The sequence below is a fragment of the Psychrobacillus sp. NPDC093200 genome (genome assembly GCF_050280345.1).
GTDB lineage: Bacteria > Bacillota > Bacilli > Bacillales_A > Planococcaceae > Psychrobacillus > Psychrobacillus faecigallinarum.
Genome location: NZ_JBNNVC010000003.1, coordinates 197,755 through 216,340, shown reverse-complemented (window position 1 = coordinate 216,340; position 18,586 = coordinate 197,755). Strand labels below are relative to the sequence as shown.

The window sequence follows — 18,586 nt, the reverse complement described above, 5'->3', positions numbered from 1 at the left end:
GTTTAAATAGAAAGTGGGTAAAAGCTTAAATATTTCTTAAATCGAGAGGAAGCGTTACCTCAAAATGAATTCTCTGCTCTCCATTCCAAACATGGATGGACCCATGATGTTTTTCCACTATTGTTTTGGCTATATACAAACCTAGCCCCGTTTGCTTTTTTTGTAAACTTCTCGATTGATCTACTGTATAAAACATATCAAAAAGGTGAGGCAGGTCATCCTCAGAAATTGGTCTACCGTGGTTACTGAGGCGAATCTCGATTGTCTTGCTAGTTTTTTTGGCTATGATTTGTATAGGCTCTGTCAAGTCACCGTATCGTAGGGCATTACTTAATAAATTTTCAAAAACACGTGCTAGTTCCTTTCCGTTCCCCATAGTGAATAGATTCGGTTCAATACTTTCTTCGATTTTGGCATCCCTCTCATCAATGAGGGGATACATTTCATTAATCAATTGAAGAAGTAATTGTTGTATATTAATAGTCGTTTGTTCCGTTGTGTTTAAAGTTAAAGATAAATCTAATTTAGAAATATCAAATAATGTTTCAATGAGCTCCTCTAAATATTGTGATTTATTATAGGCAATTTTTGTGTATTCTTCTATTTGTGCAGGCGTTAAGTTGAGTTGATTTTGCAATAAGTTTAAATAACCAATGACAGACGTTAATGGTGTCCGTAAATCATGCGCTAAATTGGCAATCAATGTTTCTTTACTACTCTGAGACAATGCTTGTGATTCAATTGCTTGTTTCAATCGGGTGCTTGCCTCATCAATATCCTTCGCAATGTATTGGAATTCATCATTTGAGGAAATTTGTGTTTTGTAGGAAAAGTCACCATCTGCTAAATGACGGATGCCCTCAGAAATCTCCTTAAAATATTTTGTGTACGTCCTTGTTAACAAATAGAAAATGATAATGGCCAACGGTATATAAATGATCATGAATACATAGACATCGCCGATTTGTCGCATCAATTGACGGTAATACATATAGGTGTCACCGTAATAAACATTTTTTCGGTAATAAAGCTGCAATAGCTTATAAATAGAAAATGTAATAAATGCTGCAATGAGTAAGCTTTTTATAAACAAATAAATAATGCGCATGCGGAAGCTGTGTATAAATTTATTCATTGATTTTATAGCCTACTCCCCAAACCGTTTCGATGATTTTTTTAGCTTTGTTCGAATCATTTAGTTTTTTTCGCAACGTGCGAATATGAACCATGACTGTATTAGCCCCCTCAAAATATTGCTCCTTCCAAACCTTTTCAAAGATTTGCTCAGAACTAAATACTTGGTTAGGGGAGCTTGCTAACAATAATAAAATATCAAATTCCTTTGGGGTTAAATCAACTTTATCATCATTTACCGTGATGGTTCTTTCATTTGCTTTGATAATGAGATTTTGAAGTTGAATAATATCCTTCATGTTTGTCTGTTCAGTTTGACTCCACTGAAAGGCTCTTCTTAATTGTGCTTTAACCCGAGCGACTAACTCTAAAGGATTAAAGGGCTTTGTCATATAATCATCTGCGCCGATGACAAGCCCGCTGATTTTATCGAAATCTGATTGCTTGGCGCTTAAAAAAATGATCGGTGTTTGATGTGTTTGGCGTATTTGTGTAAGCACCTCATGACCATTTAAATGAGGCATCATAATATCTAAAATGACGAGATCAATAGGATTATTCTTAAATATTTCAAGACCTTCAAGGCCATTATGTGCCTGTAAGGTTTTGAATCCTTCGTTTTGCAAATGAATCGAAACAAGTTGGGCAATTTCTGTTTCGTCATCAATTATTAGTATTGTTCTTGTTTTCAAGGTGAAAATGCCTCCATTTCAATATTAATTGTTATAAATATAGGTCAATCTTAGCAAATATAATTATTATAGACGATAAATCTTAAATTTTTATGAAGTAAAGAGCTTAACATTTATTAGAAGAATTTGTTGCATCAAGCTGTACAGAGTGAGACAGATGAGCCATCACAGGGGCGATGGCTCATCGCTCACCTCCACGGAACGCGTCCGGCTAAAACGGAAATCAACCATTTTTTTGTAAACTATTCCTGCAAGAACTTGACTTGTTTTTTAAAGTAAAATAGTTATTTATTCAATCCATACGATATACTTACAGGTATGAAATTGGTTAGGTTGGTGAAGAGAATGCAAAGATACATAGGAGAAATATTGTTAATTGTTACCGCTATTATTTGGGGGAGCGGCTTTGTAGCAAGTGCGGTATCGTTGGAGCACTATACACCCTATCAAATATTGGCAGTGCGTTTTTTAATGGGCGCATTATTATTAAGCGTTTTGTTTTTTAAAAAGTTCAAAAGACTTACAAAGCGTTCTTTGTTAAGCGGAATAGTGCTGGGGGTATTTTTGTATGTTGCATTTGCTTTACAGACGGTGGGGCTTCAATTTACAACTCCGTCCAAAAATGCATTTTTAACCGCTGTAAATGTTGTAATTGTACCTTTTATCGGTTTTTTAATATACAAGCGGAAAATCGATATGTATGAACTAACAGGGGCAATATTAGCAATAGCTGGTGTTGCAGTTCTATCTTTAAAATTGTCTGCCGAGATTAATGTGGGAGATTTGCTAACGCTAGGCTGTGCAGTTGCCTTTGCATTTCATATTTTTTACACTGCTATCTTCGTTCAGAAAGAGGATCCAGTTGTATTAACGATAGTACAAATGGGTACATCGGCTTTAATTGCTTGGATTATTGTATTCTTTAGGGGAGAGACGACTTTTTCTGTTGAAACAGAGGGAGTTCTTTATTTGTTATACTTGGGTGTTTTTTCAACAACGATTGCTTATTTAATGCAGACGGTTGCTCAAAAGTACATAACAGAAACAAAAGCGGCTATTATATTATCAACGGAATCATTCTGGGGAATGGTATTCTCGGTCATCATATTAAGTGAAGTATTAACAGTTAAGATGCTTGTGGGAGCGATACTAATACTATTAGCTATTGTTATTTCAGAAACAAAGTTTAACTTATTGAAAAAAAGGCGAACCTCCATATAAGGGACATTTTCAATCTATCTAATAACAGCAAATCATTAAATTTTAGTAAGAATTTGTGTTATGATATGGATTGATTTTGTTAGGAGGTATTTTGTTTTATGGATTGGTCTATCTTTATCACGTATATTTTTTGGAAGAACCTTAGTATATCTATTGGTATACTATTAGTGTTTCTTATTTTGAGGAAAATTTTCTCAAAATATGTATTTAACCTGTTAATCAGGCTAAGCGATAAAACTCCGACCGATACATTGACTAATCTTTTTCGTTCTTTTGAAAAGCCTATTCAGTGGATGTTTATTACAGTCGGTATTTATGTAGCAGCTAGCTTCTTTCCACACTTTGATGAAACTAATAAATTCTTCCTGGTGCTTATAAGAGTTTCCTATATTATTCTTATTAGCTGGGGATTATATAATATGTCATCTGATTCTTCTACTTTCTTTACTAAAATGAGAAATAGATATAACCTCGATATCGATGATATACTCATTCCTTTTCTTTCAAAGGCTTTACGAGTTATTATTGTTGTCATTAGCTTTAGTGTTGTTGCTGAGGAATTTGGTTATAACGTAAGTGGATTTGTAGCAGGACTAGGTTTAGGAGGAGTAGCTATTGCTTTTGCTGCAAAGGATGCTCTTTCTCATCTATTAGGTGGTTTTGTTATTATCACGGAAAAGCCCTTCAGAATAGGGGATTGGATTTTAACTCCTGATGTTGAGGGAACAGTGGAGGATATAACTTTCCGAAGCACAAGAATACGAACCTTTGCACAAGCAGTAGTCACGTTACCGAATGCGACTATTGCAAATGGTCCTATTACAAACTGGAGTAAAATGGGTAAAAGACAAATTAATTTTAACCTACGAGTATCTCAAGAGACGCCTAAGGAAAAATTAGAGCTAGTAGTAAAAGAAATTGAAAAGCTAATAAATAAGCATTCAGGAGTTCACCCAGAAACGATTTTCGTAAAATTTGATGCATTTAAAGAAAATGGGTATGATATTTTCTTATATTTCTTTACTAATACAACTGTTTGGGCTGAGTTTTTAAAGGTAAAAGAAGATATTAACTTTAGTATAATGGAAATTTTAGAACGCGAAGGAGTTTCCATTGCCCTTCAAAGTCGAAAAGTTTATGTGGATTCTGAATTAGTACAGAATGAAACGATGAAAACAGAGGAATAATATATCCGCCAGAGATTATCTCTTGGCGGTTTTTTCTTTATATAATTTTTAATTTTTTGGAATATAAAATAGGTGCATATCCTACCATCGATGTGTCAATCAAGGCAATTTCTTTTATAAAACCAGAAATGGATGTTTGGTTATGTGAGCAATGATGCATGGCCTCTAATAGTTTTTCCTTAGTCAAACGATTAGCAATTGTACAATGGGGAATCCAACGACCTGGATTGTATAACGAGTCTTCTTCTTGAATTTTTTTGAAATGTTCGTGATAGTCCATATGAAAATCCATTAATTCTTTAGTAACTAGGGGAGAATAAAAAAGTGCTCCAGAATTGATAAATGACCCAATCGTTTCAAAAGAAATAGTTAATGAAACCTTCTCTTCCAAATAGCGATCCATTTCTTTTATATATTGTTCAACATTTAAGTTTTTATAGCTGGCAATAGTTATATGTGGTTTTCGGTCTTTGACTTCAGATGCATAGGAAGAGATGTTTTGATCTTTCAAATCATTCCATACCTCGATAATCTGTTGTTCGGTTTCTTCATCAAATAAAGCAATTATTCCATACATAATACACACACCTTTTTATTAGTTAACGCTCATTTCTTAAGCGTTCTACTTCTTTTTCTAAATTGTCCAGTCGTTTATGTATTCTATAAAAGATTGGTAAGTATGCCAATGCCATTATTACCAACAAGCCCAATCCTGTCAGCCTCTTCATATAGAGTATTTATTTGCACAATTATATCATATAGATACTTACTGAAAATCCAAAAGATGTAAAAATTTTAGAGCAAATGAAAACCATTCAAAATCATAATTTCCCTTGTATTCGATGAGTTGTATAAACAGATAGTTATTGCGAAAGATAAGAACGAATCATAGCAATTAATGAAAGGAGTGTTTTTATGGAGAGTATTCGCGAGGGATTAATCCCGACAGTGTTAGGGACAGCAGTAACTACAACTGGAGTAGCGTTGAGGAACAATAGAAGCATCTCACCATTAATAACGAGTTCAATTATCGGTTTTGGCCTGGCACATATAGTGTTAGGAGCAATCGATTTAGTTGAACACCGTCGCTAAGATTCAAATGGAGGAATTCGTTTTTCCTTTCTTATTACCTAGCTTCACATACACAAAATGAAGGAGGTGTTGGTCCATGTCAGTAATATCCCGAATTGCTTTAGCATTAGTTATTATTGGTGCATTAAACTGGGGTTTAATCGGATTCTTTGAGTTTGATTTAGTAGCATCTATCTTCGGTGGACAAACTTCTGCGTTTGCTCGAGTAGTGTACGCACTTGTTGGCTTGAGCGGAATAGCATGTATACCACTTCTGTTTGCCCAAGAGGACGAACAAAACAGTACGAGTTCTTCCAAAGACGGTAATCGTCAAGCTTACAGAAATTTAAGCTATGATACGGAATTTGCAGAAGAAGAGGAAATTATTGTTGCAGCAGATCCACAAACTAAAGCTTCGACTGGTAATTCAACAACAAACCCTCAATCGAATTATTATAAAAAAACTTCTAAGAAAAAGAAGAAATAATTCTGTATGAGAACTAGAACTAGGAAAACTGACGAACGTTTTAACGTTCGTCAGTTTTTTTATATGCAAACAAAAGGATAATAGGAGCAAATAGCGAATATTAAAAGAAAATAATTTGGATTATATGGAGGAAAAAGATGAATATTGAGTCATTGAAGATAAATAAAGAAAGCTGGGAAAAATCAGCAGAACGTTTTTATGGAAGAAACCCTCTTCCAGAGTATGGACCAATGGCTCCGCGTGAGGAGCAAATGAATCTTTTTGGAGAAGTAGCAAATCTCAAAGTATTGGATATTGGCTGTGGAAGTGGCCATTCCTTGCTGTATATGGGAAGGAGAGGCGCTGGAGAGCTTTGGGGTATAGATTTATCGGAAAACCAGATTAACGCTGCAAAAAAATTGTTAAAGACACAAGAAGTTTTAGTGAGATTATTCCAGTCACCAATGGAAACGAATCCTGGATTGCCACTAAACTATTTTGATGTAGTATATTCTATTTTTGCAATTGGTTGGACTACAGACTTAGATCAAACGTTAGAGAATGTCCATTCCTATTTAAAACCAGGAGGTATTTTTGTTTTTAGCTGGGAGCATCCTTTACATAGTAGAGTGAAACATGAAGAAGGAAGCTTTATTTTCAACAAATCCTATCAAGAGGAAGGTCCGTATGACCATGAATTTTGGGATACTCAAGCAATCATGCAACAATTTAAAGTTAGTACATATATCAATAAGCTTATAAACGCTGGTTTTAAAATCGAAGAAGTTATAGAAGAGGTGTATTCGGAGGAGGCAGATTTACAACGCCATGTGAATAGATGGTACTCATTTGAAAAAGCACAGCTTATACCGACTACTCTCATTATTAAATGTAGCAAATTACAATTCGATGAAGAACTTGAAAAGTAGTAAGTTTAATATATAGAAAGATAGTCTTTCATTCTCAACCTTCTATTATTTATTAATTGAAGCGACAGGCGACTCCAATGTGATGAGTGAGACAGATAAGACATCACCATACAACGCGCATAGCGACGGAGATGACTTATCGCTCTCCCAAAGGAAAGTGTCAGTATATAGTGGAAATTAAGCATGTATTGTCCCGTCAAAGGGAGCTTGCGCTTTTAACTATTTCCAAATAATTTTATATTTGATTGTCAGAAAGGGAACAGAAAAGATTCGCATCTGATGTCTTGCAGTTAGTACATCACTGTTTTCTTCTAAAAGAAATTGTTCCTCCAGAGGAAGCTTAAAGACATTATTGCTAAAGGCGAGGTAAATTCCAGCGTCAGAGGTTGATGCTCTCTTACTAGTTAACAGCAGCTTCCCGTTCTTTTCATGTAATTCCAATATGCCAATCATAGTCGACCAAGGGAGTGGTAAGGCAATATTCATATAGCTTTTGTCGCCTTTTTGGTGCAAGGAATATAAAGCGACAAAGATGACATCCTGCTCAACTTTGCGAATCCAAGCTCTCGTCTTCATTCGGCCATCTTCTATAGCTACAATGTTACCTGTCATTTCCATTTGTTTAGAGGAAATCGGTAGATTCAGCTGTTGCATTTTTTTACTAAAGACTTTGTAAATAACTGCAAAAGGCTTAAACCATGTATGCCAACTGACTTCAGAAAACAAACGATAGCGCTGAGTGTTTTCATAAAAGTCGATAATCCTTGAAGGTAGTGCTTTACTGTCCACATATACATTCATATCATCTACTAGTCCACTATAGCTGGAGTTTCCTTTATGGTTGGATAGTATTTTTTCTCCGACATTCCATTTCCCTCTAATATTGCTTACTGGAAAGCTCCAGCCTAAATGTCTGGTAGGAGGAGTCCAAATAGACCATCCGACGACTCCAATCGCGGCAAAGACCACACAGTTGAGAAATCCGTGAAACTTCAACATGAAGTCAATCGTGACTCCAAATAACCCAAAGGCATTTCCCATTGTATAGAGAAGAGAAAAAATAATAGTAATTCCTAAAGCTCCGAATGATGTCACGACACAACGTTTCTGTAAGCTATTTTTATATGTTGTCTTTAAGGACAAAATTATGAATCCGTAAATTCCAATGATATAAAGAATGACAGAGACAAATTCTATTAAGATGGAAAAAGTAATGCCAATCGCCACTACCATCGGTGATATTAAAATAATCGTAGTGAGTAGTTTATAGCCAATTGGTTTATATATTCTTCCTAAAAACCCGATGAAAATAGGCAAAAGAAAGGAGGAATAATGAAAGTGGATGCCTGTCAGCCAAGTCAAAATTGGTGAAAATCCTGTATCTAACTCGACTATAGAGGCAAAAAACCAAAGGCCACCGATAAATAAATACATGAACCCCATATCAATAGCAAACTCTTCTATGTGGGAAAATCCTCTTTGAACAAAGCGTTTAAATCCATGGGTAGCTACTACAAAAGTAAAAAGTAAATATATAAATGCTAGTAGAATATCAAACTTTGTTTCACCTATCATCTGTAACAAAGAAACTGCAATAATAGCAGGTATGACTAAAAAATAAATTCTCTGCTCTGTTCTTAAAACTAATCTCAATACAAGCGGCACAAATAAAATTTGTGCCACGGTCAACATTAGAAAATACCATGGAGTTACACTAAAGGTGGCGACAAATAGAAATAAAATAGTATGTAGAATGGCGGTCCATTTATAGGTCATCTGCCTGAAACACTCCTTCATATTCAAACAAGGTGCCTAGTATAGGATTGGTAATTAAAACATGGATGGAAAACGCATCTAGTTTTTCTAGATAGCTTTCTTTCACAAGAACATTCCCTTTTAATAGTTTAGGTAAAGAGACTTCTAGTTTTCCAATAACCAAGCGCTGTTTCCTAGATTCTATTTGCATACTACCTTCCTCTGTTACAAGGAAAAAAAGTTCAGAGTAGAACAAGCTAGGCTCGCCTAGATAATCCTTTACAAGACCATTTGGATCTAGGCTCATCAATGCATTAAAATATCTTGTTTTTTTCGGGAAAAAAAATGTTCTTTCCCAGACGACCTGTTGTTCTCCATTTGGACCAATTTGAACTTTGTTTACAATTCGAAATGGTATGTTTTTTCCTTGCTCGGGAAATAAAAACTTCCAGCGAGTAGCTAAAAGAAAGAAGGGGGATAGCCATCTAGGCCCACCCTTTATCTTCGTCATCACTCCTGTAGCCTTAAAGGTTGTATGGGGTGCAATAGTATATCGACTTTTAAGCATAGGATGGAGTCTATGAAATTGTTCTCCTAGCATTTCTTTGTAGATGGACATATTTAAGCTCCTCATCTTGAACGTTTACAGTTTTTTGCTGTAGGTATATCGTTGCTAACGAACAAACCGATAATCGTTAACGCAAACAAGGATAGGTTAAACGTTAATGGGTTAAATGGATCTCCGAAAACTGTAGCGTCTCCTATTATTGTAGTAAGCGTGAGTAAAGGAAAAATGATTAACTGGATTTTTAATAATCTTCTTTTATTTTTATATAGTAACCATAGGAGACCAAATACAATTTCTATTACCCCAGCTGTTGCTACTATATTTTGCGCTTCATTGAAGGTAAAGGGAAGCAAGCCTTGGGTCATCGATACTTCTTCAGGGTGCATTAGGATTAGCTTAGGAATTAGACCATGATATACCCACACTAAGAAGAACAAGATGGTGATAATCCAGTGACTGAAAAATCGTATAAACTGTCCAGATGGTGCATCACCTTTTTCTAGCCACCTCTTTAATACATCGAAGCTAAGCGCTGTTGCCCATCCCATCATTGGTCGAAAAAGCAGCCGATCGATTACTTTTCCTAGTCCTCCAAACCGTACATCATAATCATATTGAGTCAGAAAGGTAATCCCCTGTTTTTCTGGAATGTACTTCCAATAACCCTTTCCCTCGCTAATAGGAGAGATCCATTGATCGGTACCGAAATGGAGGGAGGATGTTCTAGAATCATCATTAGCATGAAAGGTACCGACACTTTTTCCCCAACCGGCAACGGCTAATCCAAATCCAATATTCGTTTTATATTCAAACAATTGTGGTTCATCTTCTTCTTTAGGTAAATAAGTGATAGAGGAAAAACGCAAATCCCATTGCTCATGTAGTGAGGGATCTTGAGATGCCTCCCATAATCTGTCCATATCTGTGTAAATTGTAGTCTCTACATAAATTGGTTTATTTTTCATATTACCACCTCTCCTTTAGAATATCATAAAGGACTTTGTACGAGGTATATAGAATAGGGATAATATATGGGCTTTCAAAGGAGGATCTAGATGACAATAGTACATGAATGGGTTAAGGATTTAAGGGAGCTGAAGTTAATCGGACTTCGCGTATTGTGTCCTGGAGAAGAATTTGGTAAAGAAATCCCAAAAGCTTCTCTAGAGCTAGACCGAAGAATAGGAGAAATTCGACTGGTTAAGAACCCATCAGTCCAAATAGGGGCATTCATAGTAGATGCTCAATCTGAGGAGGAAGATGGTTATTGGGTATGTGTAGAAGTAACGGATTTTGTGAATGTTCCAGAAGATATGATGGCTTTAACAATTCCTCCTCAAAGATATGGATCATATAGACATAGAGGACCGAATCATGAAATATTTAATTCCTATAACGTACTCCATAATAGAATAGAAGAAACAGAATATGAGAGAGCAAAGGAAAAATGGCATTTAGAGATATTTACTAGCTGGAAGGATAGTCACAACTTAGATGTAGAGCTATTAGATACATTGAAATGGAAATGAGGATAGAGGAATGCAACTAATAAATAACCTAACTAATCAATTCAGTTTAGTAGAGGAGCATGTTCAGCATACATATGAATCGGTTTTTGCATCTGGAGCAGCTGCTATCGTCATTTATAAGGATGAAATTGTATTAGAAAAATATTGGGGTACTCAATCGACTAGAACTAATTCCAGAAATATTCAAGTAGATACACAATTCCATGTAGCTTCTGTTCGAAAGAGCTACATAGGTTTCGCGGTAGCATATGCCGTACATCATGGCTATATCGCTTCGATTGATGACGAAGTGACAAAGTATATTGCAAATCTAGAGGAAGAGATTTTTCGTGGAACGACGATTAGACACCTATTGACACACACGCATGGGTTAACCGAGCAGGACGGGAAAATCGTGCGAGAGTTTTTATCCGGGGAAAGCTGGGCATATCGACAGACTAATATTAAATTACTAGCCGAATTAGTAAAAATAACGACAGGACAAACAGTAGCTGATCTACTAACGGAGCAGGTGTTTCGGCCTTTACAGTTAAACGAGACTGGCTGGTATACGGAAATCGGTCCAAAAATCGCCGAAGTAATTAGTGAAACCGGTCAACCAAAAAAAGTAGCTACAAGCAGTGCAGAAGGTGATCAAATCAATATGTTCATTTCAGCAAGGAACCTATCTTATTGGGGGTACCTTCATCTAAAGCAAGGATTTATAGACGGCAAGCAGGTTATACCAAAAGAAATTATTCAACTATCCACTTCCCTTATAAGTCCAGGTACAATAGATAAGGATCTGCCTCAGCACGGATTCCTTTGGTTTGTGAAGGATTTATTGGCGAAAAAGACGGAGATTGGGGAATTGGTCCCGCGTGGCTCCTATCAAATTTTAGGGTTTACAGGCGTTGCAGTGCTTGTGATACCCGATCACGATATAGTGGCAGTCCGAATGGTTAATAGCTACGGTTCTCCAGAAAACCATGATTTTCTAGCGGATATAAGGTCCTTTGGCGATAGTGTGATGAAGAGTTTAAAGGAGTGAACAATAAATGATTATTTTTAAGCAATTTGATCATAGCGTACATACCGCAGAGGAAATGGCTATGCTTTATCAAGTAATATGGAAAAAAGAAGAGGATGACTTTTTCGAACGAATTCAAAGGCATGCAGATTACGAAGGTTTTTTAGGAATTGTAGCTTACAGCGATACAAACGAGTGTGTGGGATTTGCCTATGGCTACAAGTCGGAGAAGGGGCAGTATTACCGCGAGCTTCTAGAAAAGGAGTTTACTTCTGATGAAATAGAAATGTGGTTAAGTGATTGCTTTGAATTTGTAGAGTTAGCGGTTCATCCCTCTTATCGGAAAAATGGTTTCGGTAGGAAAATGGCCGATAAATTGGTAAACAATTCTCATAGGAAAACGTCTATATTGACTACTCAGGTAATTAATTTAGCCGCTCAGACATTGTATACAAGCCTAGGTTGGGTAGTGGTAAAAGATAATTTTATTCCTTCTCCAAATGATGAGCCATATGTCATTATGGGGAAAGTGCTAAAAGGAGATAGATTTTATGAATAATTGGATATATATTTTGTATTTTATTGTGTTAGGAGTTGTTTCATTTTTTACAGGAGAAATTGTTACATTTGTTATGCTAGGGTTTATAATAATCAGTCTCACTAACATCCACAACACTTTAAAAGAAATTTTACACAAGAAGAAAACAGAAGATTATTAAGGTATGATGTGGCTCCTTATAATCATTCCGTTGCTTGGGGTTTGGTGGTTTTTAAATTTAATAGTGTTACTTGAGAAATTGAAGACAGGAAAAAACTATCAAAATCAAAAATTGTTGGGAGCAGTATGTACATTCTTTTTGTTGCTGTTCCTTATCTATTTCCTAATGGGGAGTGCCTCCTATGTATAGTTTTGAAGCTTTTAGTACGTTTACATTAATGAGACCTGTCTTTATCACGTTTCTACTTTTGTCTGTGATGTTATTTATAATAGTAGTTCTCCCTATACAAAGAAAATGGTTAACGAGCTTCACTATTTCTAGCATTTCTCTTGTTTCTATAGTTGCGTGTGCCCAAATGCTTTATATAGAAGGAATTATAGTAGATAAGCTTAATTTAGGAGGTGATATAGTTTCGACCTATATGTTCCTCGCTATAACTTTGTTGAGTTTATTAAACCCTATTATTTATTTTGTAAGACAGGGTAAGAGGGGAGGAAAAAGTGCTTGAACTATACACTTCAACCAATGACTCAAGATCAGGCGAATGTTATTGCCTATAGCTGGCATTATGAGGAACCATATTCCTTTTATAATATGGAGGCTGATAAAGAAGATTTGGAAGAATTTCTAAATCCGATAAGCCGCGGTGATTCTTATTTTGTCGTTTTGGAGCATGATGAAATCATCGGCTTCTTTGGCTTTACTTCCGTATCCCCTGGGGAAATTGATATTGGACTAGGCATGCGTCCAGATTTAACGGGTAGGGGAAGAGGATTAGATTTTTTGCAAGCAGGCATGCAGTTTGCACTAAATAGATTTCAACCGACAATCATTACTTTATCTGTCGCTGCCTTTAACAAGCGAGCTATAGCTACCTATAAGAAAATAGGTTTTGAAAAGGTTAGTAATTTTTCACAGGTTACTAACGGAGGAAGCTATGAATTTGTCAAAATGATTTATAAAACAGCCAAGGAGTAAATCTCTTTGGCTGTCTTGCTGTGGTTTTTCGTTGAAGTCTCACCAGTTAACTATTATTCTATTTTGAGCTTAAGAATATATAGACCGCTCCATGCAAAAATAATAGAGGCTAGGTAAAAGATAGTACCGATAGTTAAAAAGTCGACAAGATAGCCGGTGGCAATTACGGCTACTGCTGCAGCGATAGATGTCCAAATATGGTACGTACCAATTTCTTTTCCAGCAGATTCTTTTTTTACATTCCGAGCAAGTACTGTTTTTTCAGAGTTCTTCTGAACGGCGCCGAATATTCCCATAAAAATTTGAAGCATATATACATGCCATATCTCGTAGGCTAATGGGAAAATTAACAAAATAACAGCCATTCCCCATGAATACAGAATAAGCAAAAGCTTATCTCCAATTTTATCTGCAAGTTTACCGACAAATGGATAGGTTAATGCTGCAGTAAGAGCAAATAATCCATAAGCCCAACCGAACTGAGAATAGCTTCTTCCAACATTGTTTAATAGAAGAACATAAAAAGGAAAGATCATACTGGATGCCATTCCGATGATGCCTTGGTAGAGGATGAATTTTTTGTATTTCATTGGTGGTACTCCTTATAGAACATATTCATAAATTTATTTTCAGGGTCATATTTTTCTTTCATATAAAAAAACTCTTCTGTTCTCGGATAGGCTTCTATTAGTTGTTCCCTTGTTGGGAAATGATAATAGGGTAAATAATAGCTTCCATCATGAGCTAAAGTAATATCAATGATACTTCGAACGACGCGTGTCGTTTCCTGCATACTTTCCTCGTCTGTTCCCTGATTAACCAACAGGACAAGTGCGAACATATCATCCTTTGAGTAGGACATGACAGCCTCTTCGTTTTTCTTCACGTAACGAATAGTAATATTAAGAAGGTTAAAATCTTGTTCATCCTTTAAAATATCTCTCAAATCTTCAATATAGGTGCTAAACTCATCTATTGGTATAAAATATTCCTGTAATACTTCCGTTTTGCTATGGTTATCATACTCCATAAATGCCGACTCAGAGCGCATAACGTTGTTTCTGGAAATATACGTATCCTCTAATTTTTGGTTATACGATTCTTGAGTATTCCAAAATATATTCTTACCCCAGTCATTTATTCGGGAGAGACCCAGGAAAAACTTAGGGATCGCAATTATTGTTTCTCTTTTTAACTTTGAATGGCTTTCCAGTAATGATTGATTGTCTGCTAAGTAGTAATCAGTTACATACATATCCTCTAAAAAATTGTTGGGTGCAACAGAAATTCTGGCTAAATGCATTTTGACACGTTTATCCTGTAAAATTTGTTCACGGAAATAGGAGCTGTATTCATCAAAGGCAAAGGAATTGGTACGTATTTGATACAGCTCATCATCCGTTAAATGCAATGTAACGTCCAAAATGATTCCAAATAATCCGTAACCCCCTATAACCAAAGGAAAAAGTTCAGCGTTTTCTTTTCGGCTAACATGAAGAATTTCCCCATCAGCATTCAGTAGTCGGAAAGATTCAACTGTATCGATTAAGGAGGTATACTCAATATTCCTTCCATGAACATTTACGCTCAATGAACCTCCAACAGTAAAAATATTCTGAGACTGGCTGACCTTAAGAGAGAGCCCATAGGGATTGATATAGGATTGAATATCTGCCCATGTTACTCCACTTTGAACTGTTATCATTTTGTTTTTTTCATCTAGCTCTAGTATTTTGTTATACCCCTTCATATCTAGTAAAATCCCATTCGGATATAAGGTTTGTCCCCCTTGGCTATGCTGCATACCTGCAATAGAAATAGTCTCTTTATTGTGGCTCGCTTCTTGCACAATTCTTTGAATATCCTCTACTTTCCCAGTAGATTCAATTGACTTCATTTTGACTGGCAATAAACCCCCAGAATCTTCAACGAGTTGGGTAGCTTGTTTTGTTTGAAAAAGTGTGTAAGATGCGACGAACAAAACTATGTAAATGACACTAAAAAGGATACGAGATTTATTAATGATTTTTCTCCTCCTAATATAGATAAAAAAGAGATAGTGCCATTAAGACAATATCCCTTTTGTTGTATTATTTCCCCTTAAAAACAGGCTTTCTTTTTTCGTTAAATGCATTTAATGCCTCTACACGATCCTCGGTTGGAATAGTGACCTCATAAGCCTTACGTTCAATTTGTAAGCCGGTTTGTAAATCTACGTTCATTCCTTTTTTTACGGCAAATTTCGCTTGCTGAAGTGCTACAGGGCCATTTGCAAGGATAAGGGCTGCGAAGCTCTCGGTTTCCTGCTTTAACGTTTCACGACTAGCAACTTTAGTTAAAAGTCCATATGTGAATGCTTCATGTGCTGTTAATCTCTTAGCTGTTAAGATAAGCTCCAGCGCCTTCGACTCTCCAATTAAACGTGGCAAACGCTGTGTCCCACCAGCCCCAGGAATGATGGCCAAGCTTGTTTCCGTTAGTCCCATTAGAATGTCATCTGCTGCAATCCGGAAATCACATGCGAGTGCCAGCTCAGTACCACCTCCAAAAGCATAACCATTTAACATGGCAATGGTTGGCTGTGGCAGGTTTTCAATCATAGAAAATACTTCACCTATTTTATATATATTTCGCTTTACTCGTTGCTCTGTTAATGTTCTACGCTCTTTTAAGTCAGCCCCAACACTAAAGGACTTTTCGCCAGAGCCTGTAAAGATTACTAGTCTAATGTCAGGATTAATGCGAATGGATTCGGCTATTTCTCCAAGCTCGCGTAGCATGTCGTAATTGAATGCATTCAATGCCTCGGGTCTATTTAATGTCACATATCCAATATTACCTTGTTGTTCATAAGCAATGGTTTCCACTATATCTCCCCCTAAAATACGATAAGTTCCTCATATCTTAACATATCATTTTATGATTATTCTGTCACTAAAGGAAAAAATAGGTCGTTTTTCCTTACTTTTTTTGATACAATAGTTATAAATTACATTTCTTAGAACAAGAGGAATTAAAATGGATATCTTTATTGCAAGACAGCCAATTTTTAATATAAACGAATCGTTATTCGGTTTTGAATTGTTATATAGAAACAACGAAGACAATTCTTTCCCAGAAGTGGATGCAGATATGGCTACGATTGATGTACTAACGCATTCATTTCTTACTATAGGTATAAATGAGCTTGCAGGTGATAAGCTATGCTTTATCAACTTTACTGAAAATCTTCTCGATAAGGAAGTTTTAAAAAGATTTCCTTCCAACAGAATTGTGGTGGAGATTTTAGAGGACATTATAATTACCCCAAGTATTATACAAAATATTAGACAGATAAAAGCAATGGGCTTCCTCTTGGCATTAGATGATTTTGTACTGAAAAATAATGTCCTTTACTATGAAGAATTATTTAGTATTGTTAACTTCATCAAAATAGACTTTCTTTCTAGCTCAATAGAGGAGCGAAATGCTGTTGAAAAGATTGTTCAAACTAATTATCCTCATATAGTTTTGCTTGCAGAGAAGATTGAAACCCGTATCGATTTCTATGAGGCAAAGGCAGCAGGCTATAAATTGTTTCAAGGCTACTTTTTTGCCAAACCTGAAATCATTAAGTCCACGGAGATTCCAGGTAATATAATGCAGTATTTGAGACTGATTAGTCTTTTGCGCAATGAGGAAGCCACTTTGGATGAAATAGCTATTGAAATTGAACGTGATGTTTCTTTGACCTTTAAGGTGCTCAAATTGATTAATTCATCAGCTATTAAAACTCGCTCCAAGGTTCGATCGATCAAGCAGGGTGTATTGATGCTCGGGCTTGAGGAAATCAATCATTGGATTCATGTATTAATGCTGCGTGAAGCACATAACACACATAACGGAGACGGACTAGCTATTATAGAGGCATCCTTGTTTAGAGCGAAATTTTGTGAGCTGTTAGCGAAAGAAAAGCGTCTACATAATTCCTCTGAATATTTACTGGTAGGGATGTTCTCCTTAATGGATACATTATTGCATAGAGAAATGGAGCAACTAGTAAGAGAATTACCTCTTTCAGATGAAGTAGCAGCGACTCTGTCTGGTACTAAAACAGACCTGACGGCTTTCTTAGACTTAACTATTGCTTATGACGAGGTACGCTGGACTGATATGTTTGAAGGTGCTGAGACAATTGGTATTGATTTCCCCTCACTTAATAACTTTTATAAGGAGGCCCGTCGATGGGCTTCTGAAATAGTTACTCAATAATACTACTGCCAATTTTCGGATTGGCAGTTTTTTTATTGAATTTCTTTTCTTTCCATTGCATTTTCTTTGATAAGTTGTAATATAATAAGAACAAGTGTTCTTAAAAAGAAAGGTGATTAAGATGCCATTAATACCTGAAGAGGCAATTCCTTATTTTGAAAATATGATTTATCTTCCTATGGTATTTACCATCTTGGAAAAGGATCGGACGATTTTTGAAAAGGCTCCCTTCAAATTAAACAGACCATATATAAACATTGTCGAAGAAGCAGTGAAGCAGGTACAAAAAGAGTTAAAAGACACACATATTTACATGAGGAGGCATAGTATGAAAGTGCTCCGAGGAGAAGGAGATGATATGTTCACAGAATATGTATTTTTTCATGGTGGCTATGAGGAGCATCGACGTTATTTGAATGTCCGTCTTCGTAACCGCGTAGAAGAACTACTTACAATGTACTTAACCATTTCCTAATCGATTGGTAACGTTTTTCGAACCGCATGTCTGGAAGTTATAAAACCGTGGTTTAAAAGATGGCTCATTCTTTTAAGGAAATGGGTACTTAAGATATTGGAATAGGCAATCTGACGGCTGATAGTATTCGTAGAAACAGGAACATCAATTGTATCACCGTTCGGTAAGACGATAGTAGAGCCTTTTTGAGTAGGGTAGAATGCTTCAATTGCTTGAAAGGAAAACCAGATATTTAAATCAGATTTAGGAGAAAGGATAGGAAGCAAAATACAAGGCGAACCATAGTCATGCGCAAGTACAATTGGAAGCTTAAAGTGGTTACCAATGGTTTCTCGAGACAAGTTTACAGCATGTTGAAAGGAAGAACCGTAGAAAGCACAGGAGTAGCGAACAATTTCATATGGCTTTTTACTTACAATGAAAGACTCGCCAGAAAAATTAATAACTTTCGTGTAAACTTTGTTATTTACTACTAAAGGTTGAAGGGACGCTGTTTCAAAGGAAATAAGATGGGATTTATTCTCATATTTTTTTGCCAGAAAATTTCACTCCTTAGTATAATATAATTTAAATTATAGTTAAATTTGGAAATAAATCAAGTT

23 protein-coding genes are annotated in these 18,586 nt (G+C 36.0%); 13 read left to right on the top strand and 10 right to left on the bottom strand.

Annotated elements, in window-relative coordinates; translation table 11 throughout:
• Positions 1–25: 25 nt before the first annotated feature.
• Complete coding sequence (locus ACQKNZ_RS14595; RefSeq protein WP_427660404.1) at positions 26–1,108, bottom strand: ATP-binding protein; 1,083 nt, start codon at positions 1,106–1,108, stop codon at positions 26–28.
• Between the two features lie 19 nt (positions 1,109–1,127).
• Positions 1,128–1,826 (bottom strand): response regulator transcription factor, encoded by a 699-nt coding sequence (locus ACQKNZ_RS14590; protein ID WP_427660402.1) that lies wholly within the window; start codon positions 1,824–1,826, stop codon positions 1,128–1,130.
• Positions 1,827–2,171: 345 nt separating this feature from the next.
• Here ACQKNZ_RS14590 and ACQKNZ_RS14585 point away from each other — a divergent pair, with 345 nt between their 5' ends.
• Complete coding sequence (locus ACQKNZ_RS14585) at positions 2,172–3,047, top strand: DMT family transporter (protein ID WP_427660400.1); 876 nt, start codon at positions 2,172–2,174, stop codon at positions 3,045–3,047.
• 98 nt (positions 3,048–3,145) lie between these two features.
• Positions 3,146–4,234: a mechanosensitive ion channel family protein gene (locus ACQKNZ_RS14580; RefSeq protein ID WP_427660398.1), complete on the top strand. Its 1,089-nt coding sequence runs from the start codon at positions 3,146–3,148 to the stop codon at positions 4,232–4,234.
• Positions 4,235–4,271: 37 nt separating this feature from the next.
• Here ACQKNZ_RS14580 and ACQKNZ_RS14575 read toward each other — a convergent pair whose 3' ends face one another.
• Positions 4,272–4,811, bottom strand: a complete 540-nt coding sequence (locus ACQKNZ_RS14575; RefSeq protein ID WP_427660396.1) for a 2'-5' RNA ligase family protein — start codon at positions 4,809–4,811, stop codon at positions 4,272–4,274.
• Positions 4,812–5,149: 338 nt separating this feature from the next.
• On the opposite strand from ACQKNZ_RS14575, the gene ACQKNZ_RS14570 reads away from it, so the two are divergent.
• The 3 genes from ACQKNZ_RS14570 to ACQKNZ_RS14560 all read left to right on the top strand — a co-directional run bounded on the left by ACQKNZ_RS14570 (position 5,150) and on the right by ACQKNZ_RS14560 (position 6,700).
• A complete protein-coding gene (locus tag ACQKNZ_RS14570; protein WP_144539033.1) occupies positions 5,150–5,326 on the top strand; it encodes an asparagine synthase in 177 nt (58 codons plus the stop codon).
• A gap of 76 nt (positions 5,327–5,402) precedes the next feature.
• Positions 5,403–5,792 (top strand): DUF378 domain-containing protein, encoded by a 390-nt coding sequence (locus ACQKNZ_RS14565; RefSeq protein WP_427660394.1) that lies wholly within the window; start codon positions 5,403–5,405, stop codon positions 5,790–5,792.
• A gap of 137 nt (positions 5,793–5,929) precedes the next feature.
• Positions 5,930–6,700 carry a class I SAM-dependent methyltransferase gene (locus ACQKNZ_RS14560; RefSeq protein ID WP_427660392.1) on the top strand — a complete coding sequence of 257 codons (771 nt, stop codon included), beginning with the start codon at positions 5,930–5,932 and terminating at the stop codon, positions 6,698–6,700.
• 219 nt (positions 6,701–6,919) lie between these two features.
• Here ACQKNZ_RS14560 and ACQKNZ_RS14555 read toward each other — a convergent pair whose 3' ends face one another.
• The 3 genes from ACQKNZ_RS14555 to ACQKNZ_RS14545 are packed head-to-tail and all read right to left on the bottom strand — an operon-like array spanning position 6,920 to position 9,988.
• Positions 6,920–8,476, bottom strand: coding sequence for a YndJ family protein (locus ACQKNZ_RS14555; RefSeq protein WP_427660390.1), 1,557 nt, complete (start codon positions 8,474–8,476; stop codon positions 6,920–6,922).
• Entirely contained in the window at positions 8,466–9,074 is a 609-nt protein-coding gene (locus ACQKNZ_RS14550; RefSeq protein ID WP_427660388.1) for a DUF4166 domain-containing protein, read from the bottom strand. Before ACQKNZ_RS14550 ends, ACQKNZ_RS14555 begins: the two co-directional genes overlap by 11 nt.
• Positions 9,075–9,085: 11 nt before the next feature.
• Positions 9,086–9,988: a DoxX-like family protein gene (locus ACQKNZ_RS14545; protein ID WP_427660386.1), complete on the bottom strand. Its 903-nt coding sequence runs from the start codon at positions 9,986–9,988 to the stop codon at positions 9,086–9,088.
• A gap of 90 nt (positions 9,989–10,078) precedes the next feature.
• On the opposite strand from ACQKNZ_RS14545, the gene ACQKNZ_RS14540 reads away from it, so the two are divergent.
• The 6 genes from ACQKNZ_RS14540 to ACQKNZ_RS14515 all read left to right on the top strand — a co-directional run bounded on the left by ACQKNZ_RS14540 (position 10,079) and on the right by ACQKNZ_RS14515 (position 13,258).
• Entirely contained in the window at positions 10,079–10,552 is a 474-nt protein-coding gene (locus ACQKNZ_RS14540; RefSeq protein WP_427660384.1) for a GyrI-like domain-containing protein, read from the top strand.
• A 10-nt stretch (positions 10,553–10,562) separates the two neighbouring features.
• Positions 10,563–11,582, top strand: a complete 1,020-nt coding sequence (locus ACQKNZ_RS14535; RefSeq protein ID WP_427660382.1) for a serine hydrolase domain-containing protein — start codon at positions 10,563–10,565, stop codon at positions 11,580–11,582.
• Between the two features lie 7 nt (positions 11,583–11,589).
• Positions 11,590–12,120, top strand: coding sequence for a GNAT family N-acetyltransferase (locus ACQKNZ_RS14530; protein ID WP_427660380.1), 531 nt, complete (start codon positions 11,590–11,592; stop codon positions 12,118–12,120).
• Positions 12,113–12,280, top strand: a complete 168-nt coding sequence (locus tag ACQKNZ_RS14525; RefSeq protein ID WP_191697627.1) for a hypothetical protein — start codon at positions 12,113–12,115, stop codon at positions 12,278–12,280. The genes ACQKNZ_RS14530 and ACQKNZ_RS14525 overlap by 8 nt, the downstream gene beginning before the upstream one ends.
• A gap of 181 nt (positions 12,281–12,461) precedes the next feature.
• Complete coding sequence (locus ACQKNZ_RS14520; RefSeq protein ID WP_427660378.1) at positions 12,462–12,788, top strand: hypothetical protein; 327 nt, start codon at positions 12,462–12,464, stop codon at positions 12,786–12,788.
• Positions 12,785–13,258 (top strand): GNAT family N-acetyltransferase, encoded by a 474-nt coding sequence (locus tag ACQKNZ_RS14515; protein ID WP_427660376.1) that lies wholly within the window; start codon positions 12,785–12,787, stop codon positions 13,256–13,258. The genes ACQKNZ_RS14520 and ACQKNZ_RS14515 overlap by 4 nt, the downstream gene beginning before the upstream one ends.
• A 53-nt stretch (positions 13,259–13,311) precedes the next feature.
• Here ACQKNZ_RS14515 and ACQKNZ_RS14510 read toward each other — a convergent pair whose 3' ends face one another.
• From ACQKNZ_RS14510 to ACQKNZ_RS14500, 3 genes are all read right to left on the bottom strand, one after another.
• Positions 13,312–13,848 carry an MFS transporter gene (locus tag ACQKNZ_RS14510; protein WP_427660374.1) on the bottom strand — a complete coding sequence of 179 codons (537 nt, stop codon included), beginning with the start codon at positions 13,846–13,848 and terminating at the stop codon, positions 13,312–13,314.
• Positions 13,845–15,281: an FAD-binding oxidoreductase gene (locus ACQKNZ_RS14505; protein WP_427660529.1), complete on the bottom strand. Its 1,437-nt coding sequence runs from the start codon at positions 15,279–15,281 to the stop codon at positions 13,845–13,847. The genes ACQKNZ_RS14510 and ACQKNZ_RS14505 overlap by 4 nt, the downstream gene beginning before the upstream one ends.
• A 67-nt stretch (positions 15,282–15,348) precedes the next feature.
• A complete protein-coding gene (locus ACQKNZ_RS14500) occupies positions 15,349–16,125 on the bottom strand; it encodes an enoyl-CoA hydratase-related protein (protein WP_144539011.1) in 777 nt (258 codons plus the stop codon).
• Positions 16,126–16,276: 151 nt separating this feature from the next.
• Here ACQKNZ_RS14500 and ACQKNZ_RS14495 point away from each other — a divergent pair, with 151 nt between their 5' ends.
• Together ACQKNZ_RS14495 and ACQKNZ_RS14490 are read left to right on the top strand one after the other, a co-directional pair.
• Complete coding sequence (locus tag ACQKNZ_RS14495) at positions 16,277–17,509, top strand: EAL and HDOD domain-containing protein (protein WP_144539009.1); 1,233 nt, start codon at positions 16,277–16,279, stop codon at positions 17,507–17,509.
• Positions 17,510–17,630: 121 nt separating this feature from the next.
• Positions 17,631–17,984 (top strand): hypothetical protein, encoded by a 354-nt coding sequence (locus ACQKNZ_RS14490; protein ID WP_144539007.1) that lies wholly within the window; start codon positions 17,631–17,633, stop codon positions 17,982–17,984.
• Here ACQKNZ_RS14490 and ACQKNZ_RS14485 read toward each other — a convergent pair.
• Positions 17,981–18,490 (bottom strand): competence protein ComK, encoded by a 510-nt coding sequence (locus ACQKNZ_RS14485; protein ID WP_427660527.1) that lies wholly within the window; start codon positions 18,488–18,490, stop codon positions 17,981–17,983. The two genes, ACQKNZ_RS14490 and ACQKNZ_RS14485, sit on opposite strands and share 4 nt — an antisense overlap.
• Between the last annotated feature and the right edge of the window lie 96 nt (positions 18,491–18,586).